This window comes from Allorhizocola rhizosphaerae (assembly GCF_003426775.1).
GTDB lineage: Bacteria > Actinomycetota > Actinomycetes > Mycobacteriales > Micromonosporaceae > Allorhizocola > Allorhizocola rhizosphaerae.
On record NZ_QJUG01000284.1, the window covers coordinates 1 to 9,342 of the forward strand.

10 protein-coding genes are annotated in these 9,342 nt (G+C 68.0%); 4 read left to right on the plus strand and 6 right to left on the minus strand.

Going from position 1 to position 9,342, the window contains the following annotated elements:
• Nucleotides 1-187: 187 nt before the first annotated feature.
• The gene (locus DM816_RS37070; RefSeq protein WP_117215180.1) at nt 188-949 is read left to right on the plus strand and encodes an SDR family NAD(P)-dependent oxidoreductase; all 762 of its coding nucleotides are present in this window, start codon (nt 188-190) and stop codon (nt 947-949) included.
• On the opposite strand, the gene DM816_RS37075 is transcribed toward DM816_RS37070, so the two are convergent.
• Nucleotides 943-2,547: a glycoside hydrolase family 99-like domain-containing protein gene (locus DM816_RS37075; protein WP_162908221.1), complete on the minus strand. Its 1,605-nt coding sequence runs from the start codon at nt 2,545-2,547 to the stop codon at nt 943-945. The two genes, DM816_RS37070 and DM816_RS37075, sit on opposite strands and share 7 nt — an antisense overlap.
• A 201-nt stretch (nt 2,548-2,748) precedes the next feature.
• Between DM816_RS37075 and DM816_RS37080 the strand changes: the two genes are divergently transcribed.
• From DM816_RS37080 to DM816_RS37090, 3 genes are all read left to right on the plus strand, one after another.
• Entirely contained in the window at nt 2,749-4,674 is a 1,926-nt protein-coding gene (locus DM816_RS37080; protein ID WP_117215182.1) for a M3 family metallopeptidase, read from the plus strand.
• Between the two features lie 270 nt (nt 4,675-4,944).
• Nucleotides 4,945-5,154, plus strand: a complete 210-nt coding sequence (locus tag DM816_RS37085) for a type II toxin-antitoxin system VapB family antitoxin (protein WP_117215183.1) — start codon at nt 4,945-4,947, stop codon at nt 5,152-5,154.
• Nucleotides 5,145-5,573, plus strand: coding sequence for a PIN domain nuclease (locus tag DM816_RS37090; RefSeq protein ID WP_117215184.1), 429 nt, complete (start codon nt 5,145-5,147; stop codon nt 5,571-5,573). Before DM816_RS37085 ends, DM816_RS37090 begins: the two co-directional genes overlap by 10 nt.
• A 71-nt stretch (nt 5,574-5,644) precedes the next feature.
• Here DM816_RS37090 and DM816_RS37095 read toward each other — a convergent pair whose 3' ends face one another.
• The 5 genes from DM816_RS37095 to DM816_RS37110 all read right to left on the minus strand — a co-directional run.
• Nucleotides 5,645-7,261 carry a sodium/solute symporter gene (locus tag DM816_RS37095; protein ID WP_425455321.1) on the minus strand — a complete coding sequence of 539 codons (1,617 nt, stop codon included), beginning with the start codon at nt 7,259-7,261 and terminating at the stop codon, nt 5,645-5,647.
• Nucleotides 7,251-7,544 (minus strand): DUF485 domain-containing protein, encoded by a 294-nt coding sequence (locus tag DM816_RS37100; RefSeq protein WP_425455322.1) that lies wholly within the window; start codon nt 7,542-7,544, stop codon nt 7,251-7,253. Before DM816_RS37100 ends, DM816_RS37095 begins: the two co-directional genes overlap by 11 nt.
• A 23-nt stretch (nt 7,545-7,567) precedes the next feature.
• Nucleotides 7,568-8,305, minus strand: coding sequence for a LytR/AlgR family response regulator transcription factor (locus tag DM816_RS37105; RefSeq protein ID WP_117215188.1), 738 nt, complete (start codon nt 8,303-8,305; stop codon nt 7,568-7,570).
• Nucleotides 8,305-8,436 (minus strand): hypothetical protein, encoded by a 132-nt coding sequence (locus tag DM816_RS45390; RefSeq protein WP_281274399.1) that lies wholly within the window; start codon nt 8,434-8,436, stop codon nt 8,305-8,307. The genes DM816_RS37105 and DM816_RS45390 overlap by 1 nt, the downstream gene beginning before the upstream one ends.
• A partial coding sequence (locus tag DM816_RS37110; protein WP_117215185.1) for a sensor histidine kinase occupies nt 8,433-9,342 on the minus strand: 910 nt, incomplete at its 5' end. The genes DM816_RS45390 and DM816_RS37110, both read right to left, overlap by 4 nt.

Sequence of the window (9,342 nt, forward strand, 5' to 3'; positions counted from 1 at the left end):
GAACGGAGCCAACCCGCACAAGCCCACGGGTTCGCCGCGCCCGGTCCCACCCGCGCCACAGACGGACGGCTTCGCCTGAACGGAGCCAACCCGCACAAGCCCACGGGGTCGCCCCGCCCGGCCCCACCCGCGCCACAGACGGACGGCTTCGCCTGACGGGGTTTGCGGGGGACTACTGTAGCGATTCATGACTTCTCCGGTGGCCGCCGTGACCGGCGCGGCGCAAGGGATCGGCGAGCGCATCGCCGAGGTTTTGCTTTCCCAGGGGTACCAGCTGGCGCTCTTTGATCGCCAGCCGATCACCCGGTTCGACGATGCCGTGCGCTTCACCGGCGATGTGACCAGCGATGCGGACGTCGTGGCGTTCGCCGGCGAGGTGTCGGCCCGCTATGGGCGCATCGATGTGCTGGTCAACAACGCGGGCATCGCGTGCATCAGCCCCGCCGAGGAGACCCCCGCCGACCTCTGGCGCCAGGTCATCGACGTCAACCTGACCGGCCCGTTCCTGATGTGCCAGGCGTTCGGGCGGCAAATGCTCGCGGCCGGCGGGGGCTCGATCATCAACATCGCCTCGGTGGCGGGCCTGTTCGGGGTGGCCGACCGGACCGCTTACAACGCGAGCAAGCACGGCCTGATCGGCCTGACCCGCACGCTCGCCGTCGAGTGGGCCGGGCGCGGCGTGCGGGTCAACGCGGTGTGTCCGGGCTGGGTCAAGACCCCGATGGATGACGAGTCGCAGGGCGAGGGCGCCTACGTCGACGCCGACATCACCGACCACGTGCCGCTTGCCCGCTTCGCCACGCCCGACGATGTCGCGCAGGCCGTGGCGTTCCTGGCCGACCGGGACCGCAGCGGGTTCGTCAACGGCGTGACATTGTCCGTCGACGGCGGTTGGGCCGCCGACGGATCATGGCAGTCGCTGCGTCTGGGCGCCCGCAATCGCTACTGAGCCGTGAGGCGCAGTTCGGCGCGCAGGATGTCCAGATACCGGGAGCCGTCGCGGGCGTTCGGTTCGATGTAGCCGCCCTCATGCCACTCGTTCCAGGCATACACGAGCACGAAGTTGTCCACGACCGAGGTGCGCGTCGAGGCGGCGATATCGGCATACGCGTTGCGGGCCGCACGGGCGAACAGGTCGAACGAGTGGTCGGGGAAGTAGTAGACCGTGCTCGCGGGCTCCTTGGTGATCGGATAGCGTGGCCGCTCGTCGAAGTCCGACATCACGCACCGCACGAAGTTCTGTGACCCGTGGGCGAACCCGTTGCGCTGACCGTCGACATAGGACCGGTAGCTGCGGCTGAGCACCGCGTGGTAGGGCGCCGCGCAATAGTCGCCGTCGGCGCCCACCGACGCCGGCTGGTGGCCCAGATCCTGATGTGCCAAGACAAGGATCTCTTCTTGCCATTTGGTACGCGCCGCGGCGCGCAGCCTGTTCGTGAAGTCCTTGACGTCGGCGGCGCTGCCCGAGCCGATGCCGCGGGTGTCGCACAGCCACACGATCCGCCGTCCGTCGTTGGCCCGCAAATAGTTGGGCTGGCTCAGATAGTTGTTCGCCAGGTGTGCGACCACCGTGTCGTACTGCTCGACCGGGATCTTCAACACGCCGTTGTCCCACGAGTGCGCGCAGATGGTCAGCGCGAAGTCCATCGTGGCCCGGTTGCGTGCCCGCAGGAACGACTGCAGGCCCACGCCGTGCGACTCGGCCCGCTTCTGCGGATTCCAGTACCAGTAGAACGCGAAGTAGTCGAGCCCGCCGGAGGTCGCCTGCGTGATGTGTTTCTCGACCGTCGCGGTCTGCGAGTCGTCGTAGAAGCCGATGGCGGGCATGCGGTCGGAGAAGTCGTCGTCGGGCCACACTCCCTTGTATTGCGGCACGGACGGGTCCCGGCCCGAGTAGTCGCGCACGCCGGCCCACCAGTCGTCGTAGTCGCGCCCGAATTCGGTGCGGCCGCCGCGCAGGATCGCCGGGTGGGTCTCCATGTCCCACGTGCCGAAGTACAGCGCGCCCGCACGGATCCAGTGCGGGTGAACATATCCGACCGGCCCGTCACGGAAGTAGCCGGCGGCCGTCAGTTCGTTGGCGTTGCCGTGCGGTGCCTCCAGCGCCAGGCGCCACTCGACCCCGTTGCTGAACCTCGACAGCATGGCCGTGCCCGGTGCGGGCGAGGCCGCGACGTAGCCGAGCACGCCCTCGTAACGGAACTGGCCCGACGCGGTGAGGTGGTCGCGCTCCTGCACCGACGGCGTCACCAACCAGCCGGGCCCGTTGACCTTGGCCAGCCGAAACAGCGGGTGCGAGCCGGGGAACCCCGCTTGGCGCGCATATCCGACTCGGCTCGGGTGAAGCCGGAACCCGTGCCCGGCGACCGCGGTGTCGGCTTCCGTGCGCGACAGCGTGTAGAAATGGATGCCCTGCGGGTTGGTCAGTTCGAGCAGCGGCACGGGGTCGGTCACGGCCGTTTGGCCGGACGCCGCCATCACCGGCCGGGCCTGCGGTATGGCCGACGCGGTCGAGGCCACGACAAGCACCAGAGCGGATGTTGCCAAGCGAAGATTCACTCGCACGTTTATACCGGAGCCGCACCCGCCCCGGTGCTTCTCGCAGGCGCACGAGAGCCCAGCGGCAGGCCGATGACAGGCGCGTGGAAGGTGGCTTTCCATCGTCATGCCCCCTGGTCGCGAGCGGCCTGTGGCATCCTTGGCGGACAGGCCGTGCCCGCACGCGTCCTGTTGAGCGAAGGGAACGTCATGTCTGAGTCTGCGGCAGCACGCCTGGCCACCTCGAGCCCGGAGGAGTTCACCGCGCACGCCGACGCTGCGATCGCGGCCGGGCGGGCGGGCGTGGCCCGGTTCATCGACTGTCCCGCGTCCAATGAGGACCTGCTGGACGAGTTCGACGAGCTGATCTCGGGCCTCGACGACGTGCGCCGGCTGGCCAAGGCCGTCTCGCAATTCCATCCCGGCGCGGCCAACCGCGCCGCGGGCGAGTCCGCCGAGCAGGCGGTCGACAAGCTGCTCACGGACATCTCGCTCGACGTGCGCATCTATGAACGGCTCCGGGCCGTTGACGCGTCCGGATCGGACAGCGCGACACAGCACTATCTGTTCCGGCTGCTGCGCGATTTCCGGCGGGCGGGGGTCGACCGCGACGAGGCGACCCGGGCGCGGGTGCGGCAACTGCGCGAGGAGCTGGTGTCGGTGGGGCAGTCGTTCCAGCGCAACATCAACACCGGCACGCGCGCCGTCGAGCTGCCACTGTCGGCTTTGGATGGTCTTCCGGCCGACTACGTCCGGGCGCATCCGGCCGGCGAGGACGGGCTGGTCCGGATCACCACCGACTATTCGGACTACATCCCCTTCATGTCGTATGCGACCGACGCACGCGCGCGGGAGTCCCTGTGGCGGCAGTTCAACCTTCGCGGGTACCCACAAAATATCGAGGTTTTGAAAAGCCTTTTGGCCCTGCGCCGGGAGCTCGCCGGGCTGCTGGGCTACGGGTCCTACGCGCAATACGTGACCGAGGACAAGATGATCGGCAGCGATGGCGCGGCCGCCGACTTCATCGAGCGCATCTCGGCCGCGGCGCAGGATCGCATGCTGCGCGACTACGAAATGCTGTTGGCGCGCAAGCGGGTCGACGACCCGTCGGCCGAGGCGGTCGATCCGTGGGACACGGCCTACCTTGAAGACCGGGTGCGCGCCGAGCGGTTCACCTTCGACTCGCAGGCCATGCGGCCGTACTACGAATACAGCCGGGTCAAGCAGGGCCTGATGACCGTGACCGAGCAGCTGTTCGGGGTGCGGTTCGCCGCCCGGCCCGACATCCCGGTGTGGCACGAGTCGGTCGACGTCTACGACGTGTTCGACGGCGATCGCCTGCTGGGCCGCATCTTCCTGGACATGCACCCGCGCGCCGACAAGTTCAGCCACGCGGCCATGTTCTCGTTGACCGTCGGCAAGGCGGGCCGGCGGGTGCCGGAGTGCGTGCTGCTGTGCAACCTGCCCCAGCCGGGAGACCTGTTGCAGCACACCGAGGTCAACACGTTCTTCCACGAGTTCGGCCACCTCATCCACCACGTGCTGGGCGGGCACCAGCGCTGGGCCGCGCTGTCGGGCATCAAGACCGAGTGGGACTTCGCCGAGGCGCCCTCGCAGCTGCTGGAAGAATGGACCAACGACGCGGCCACACTGCAGCGGTTCGCCCTGCATCATGAGACCGGCGAACCGATCCCGGCCACGCTCGTCGAGCAGATGCGCGCCGCCGACGAGTTCGGCAAGGGCCTGCACGTGCGGCGCCAGATGTTCTACGCCTCACTGTCGCTGGAGCTGTATCGGCGCGACCCGGACGGACTCGACCCGCTGCAGGTCGAGATCGAGATGCGGGCCCGGCACATCCCCTTCGCCCACATCGACGGCACCTACATGCACCTGTCTTTCGGCCACCTGGATGGATATTCGGCCATTTACTACACCTACATGTGGTCGCTGGTCATCGCCAAAGACCTGTTCACCGCGTTCGACCCCGACGACCTCCTGGCCCGTGGCCCCGCATCTCGCTACCGCACCGCGGTCCTTGCGGCGGGCGGCTCCGCCCCGGCCGCCCAACTCGTGCGCGACTTCCTGGGCCGCGACTACACCTTCGACGCCTTCAAAGCCTGGCTGGACCGCAACTAAGCCTGCCACTCCCGCTTGAGCGCACCGTAGATGACGTTGTCGGTCGATTCGCCCCTTGGCCCGGTGGTCCTCGCGGAGCTGCGCCTCCCTGCGCACGCCGACCCGCTCGCACAGCTTGATTGATGCCGCGTCGCGGCAAAGCACGACGTCTGCGCGATACCTCCTGGCCCGCCTCTGGCCCTCGGATAGAGAGGCTTCAAGCCTGGCGTGCAAGATACTGCGTATATATGCTGTATATACAGCACGGATAGCGGATACTGGGAGCTTGAAATGAAGACAGTCATCGACCTGGATACCGAGTTGACCGAGGCAGCGGCCAAGGTCTTGGGAACGACGACGAAGAAGGACACGATTCACGCGGCGTTGCGAGCGGCGATCACCGAGGCCGAGCGCAAGGCCGAGCGACGTAAGCGTTTGATCAACAGTGCGGGCGGACCAGACCTCGCCGACGAGAGCGTCATGGCGGGCGCGTGGCAGTGACCGCGCTGTATCTCCTCGATAAGAGCGCCTTGGCCCGCGTCCCACGCAATCCTGCGGTGCAGGCCGCGCTGGAGCACCTTGACGACAGCGGCCTCCTGGCCACCAGCGCCATCGTCGAGTTGGAGATCGGATACAGCGCCAGGAATATCGCTGAGTTCGATTCTGTGGATGCAGATCGACGCTCCCTCTATCAAGAGCTCGCGCTCACCAAGAGCGCAACGGACCGTGCCCGACACGTCCAGCGAGAACTCGTCAAGCGGGGACAACACCGTGGGCCGGGCGTCTCGGATCTGCTCATCGCGGCCACCGCGGAGGTCCACGGCGCCATCGTCGTTCACTACGATCGCGACTTCGACATCATCTCCGAGATCACCGGGCAGCCCACGCAGTGGATCGTCCCTGCGGGTTCTGTCGACTAGCGGCAGAGCCGGTCTCGGCCGCATGGAACAGCTAGCCAAATGCCATTCAGGCTAAATGCAATGGGGCTCGTTCAGAGGGCGTGGTCGCGGCGCAGCGGATCGGGGGCGTGCAGGCGGAGCATGGTGGTGGCCACGTGGGGCGGCAGGCGGTGCCGGGTGGCCAGGGAAACGGTCACCATGACGGCGAAGGCGAGCGGCACGGTCCAGGCGGCGGGCTGGCCGACGAGCACGTCGATCCAGCCGGGCAGGGTCGGGCCGAGCACGGTGAGCAGCACGGCGCCGATGGCGGCCCCGCCGCCCGCGAGGATTCCGGCCGCCGCGCCGATGTCGGTCAGCCCGCGCCACCAGATGCCCAGCACGAGCAGCGGGCAGAAGCTGGACGCCGCCACGGCGAAGGCCATGCCGACCACGCGCGAGACTTCGAGCCCGGAAACGTTGAGCGCCAACACGATGGGCACGATCCCCGCGACGATGGCCGACAGGCGGAAGTCGCGCACCGAGCCCCGCCCGAGCACGTCGGTGGACAGCACGCCCGCGACGCTCGTGAGGAGGCCCGACGACGAGGAAAGGAACGCCGCGAACGCGCCCGCGGCCACGAGCGCAGCGAGCAACTGGCCCAACAGCCCGCTCCCGAGGGCCGCGCTCGGCAGCAGCAGGACGACCGCGTCGGTCTGGCCGGTCATCAGCAGCTGCGGGGTGTAGATCCGGCCGAGCACCCCGTAAAGCGTTGGGAACAAATAAAACATGCCCACCAGCGCGAGCACGACGAGGGTCGTGCGCCGTGCGGCCGACCCATCAGGGTTGGTGTAGAAGCGCACCAGCACATGCGGCAGACCCATCGTGCCCAGGAATGTCGCGAGGATCAGCGAATAGGTCGCGAACAACCCCTGCCCGCCGGGCATCAGCCAGTCCAGCCCGTCCGCGCGCTCCACATTGGACACGCTTGGAACCGGCTCACCCTTTTGGAAGGTCAGCGTGCTTCCGGCCGGTACCATATGAGAATCGTTCAAAATCACGGACTGTTCAAAGTGGACCGTCACGGTCGAGGGGAACACCGGCTCCGCCACCGGCTGGCCGGGCGCCCAGTGCAGCAGCAGGAAGAAGACCGGCACGGCCAGCGCGACCAGCTTCAGCCAATACTGGAACGCCTGCACGAAGGTGATCGACCGCATGCCGCCGAGCGCCACGCTCGCCGTAACCAGCACGCCGACCAAAAGCACGCCAAGGAAATACGGCCCCCCGGCGACAGTCTGCAACGTCAGCCCCGCGCCCTGCATCTGCGGTACCAGATACAGCCACCCGATGAACACCACGAACGCGGTCGCGAGCTTGCGCAACCGCCGCGACCGCAGCCGCAGTTCGCAAAAGTCCGGCAACGTGAACGCGCCCGACCGCCGCAGCGGTGCCGCGACAAACAACAGCAGCGCAAGATATCCGGCCGCGAAGCCGACCGGGTACCACATCACGTCCACACCGAACTTGAGGATCAGGCCGGCCACGCCCAGGAAGCTGGCCGCCGACAGATACTCCCCGCCGATCGCCGCCGCGTTCCACCGCGGCGAAACGGTCCGCGACGCCACCAGGAAGTCCGACGTGGTGCGCGCCAACCGCAGCCCGTACGCACCGATGATCACCGTGGCCAGCGTGACCACGATGATGGCCGGAACGGTGTATGGGCTAGGTATCACGCTTCACCAGCGCCGCGAAGTCGCGCTCGTTCTGCTCGGCGAACCGCACATACGCATACCCCACCAGGAACAGGAACGGATATGCCAGCACACCGAGCAGGACCCACGGCACCGCCGGATGGATCTGCCGCGCGAAATGGAACAGCAGCGGCAGCCCGCCCAGCCCCACGGCCACGACCAGCGAAAGCCGCAACGCGAGCCGCAACTGCGCCTGGATCAGCCCCTTGATGAGCGCGTCGGACAGCTCGGGCGACAGTGGGCGGCTGCGACCAAGATCCCGCATGACGATCCGCATCCGCCGGCCCATCAGCGGGTCCAATCCTGCTTGGCCGCGCGGACCAACCGATCCTTGAGGTCCCGCGTGTGCCGCCGCGACACGGGCAGCTCCACATCCCCCAGCAGCACGACATAGCCCGAATTGGCCAACCGAAGCTCGTCGATGAGCCGGATCTGCACCAGATAGGACCGGTGGATCCGCACGAACCCACTTTCCGACCAGCGCTCCGCCAGCGTGGCCAGGGGCACGCGCACCAGGTGCGACCCGTCGGCCGTGTGCAGCCGCGCGTAGTCCCCTTGCGCCTCCACCCATCTCACCGACGACCGGGGCAGCATGCGGGTCGTGCCGGCCAGCTCCACCGGGATGACCTGATCCTCGTGCTCGTCGGCCTTCTTGTCCGACGGCAGGGCCAGCGAGGCGATCACCCGCCGGACCGATTCGGCCAGCCGCGAGGCCTGGATCGGCTTGCGCACATAGTCCACCGCGCCCAGGTCGAACGCGTCGGCCGCGGCGTTGTCGTATGCCGTGATGAACACGATCGCGGGCGGGCGCGCGAACCGCCGCAGCACCCGCGCGAGCTCCATGCCGTCCAGCCCCGGCATGCGGATGTCCAGAAACACCGCGTCGACATCCGCGTCGCGCAGTGCGCGCAAGGCCTCGGTCGCATCGCTGGCCGTATACACCCGGGACACCCTGGGGTCGGCGCGCAGCAGGTAGGCCAGCTCGTCCAGGGCGGGCGCCTCGTCGTCTACCGCCAAGACCCTGATCACGACGGGACCGCCTCTCCCGCGAAGGCCTCCACCGTGCCGAAGCTCTTGCCGAAGCTCTTGCCGAAGCTCTTGTCGAAGCTCTTGCCGAAGCTCTTGTCGAAGCCGTCTACCGCCAATACTCGAATCATGCGGCCCCCGCTCGCAGCGAAGGGTGGAACTTGGGCACGCGCATGCTCACCTTTGTCCCCTCGTTGACGGCCGTCTCCACCACGAGCCCGTACTCGTCGCCGAACAGCGCGCGCAACCGGTCGTCCACATTGGACAAACCATGGTGGTCGCCCTCCATGAATGACGTCGGATCCATGCCCACCCCGTCATCCTCCACCGTGATGTGGCACTCCGCACCGGCGTCCCGGGCGTCAATGCTGACCATCCCGCCACCCGGCTTCTGCGACAGCCCGTGCCGCACGGCGTTTTCCACCAGCGGCTGCACGCACAGGAACGGCAGCACCACTGGCAACACCTCCGGCGCGATGCGCAGCCTGACCCGAAGCCGCTCCCCGAACCGGGCCCGTTCCAGGATCAGATAGCGATCGATGGACCTCAGCTCCTCGGCCAGCGTCGTGAACTCGCCATGCGACCGGAAGGAGTATCGCGTGAACTCCGCGAACTCCAGCAGCAGCTCGCGTGCCCGCTCCGGGTCGGTCCGCACGAACGACGCGATCGCGCCCAGCGCGTTGTAGATGAAATGCGGGCTGATCTGTGCCCGCAACGCGCGCAGCTCGGCCTGGGCGAGCCGCGCCCGGGACGAGTCCAGCTCGTGCAGCGCGAGCTGCGTGTCGACCCAGCGGGCGGTCTCGACCGTCGCCTGGACCAGTCCGGGCGGCGCGGGCGACTGACCGGTCAGCGCGGCGAGCGCGGCCTCGGCCCCGGGCAGCGGGGCGATCACCGCCGCGCGCAGGTCGCAGTCGAGCAGATCGCACGACAGCGCCTCGATCGTGGACTTCCCCGAGTCGATCACCTTGCGCGCGGCCTGCACCAGCTGGTCCTCGTGGTGGGCCCCATGACCGTCGAACGCCAACAGCTCCTTGCCG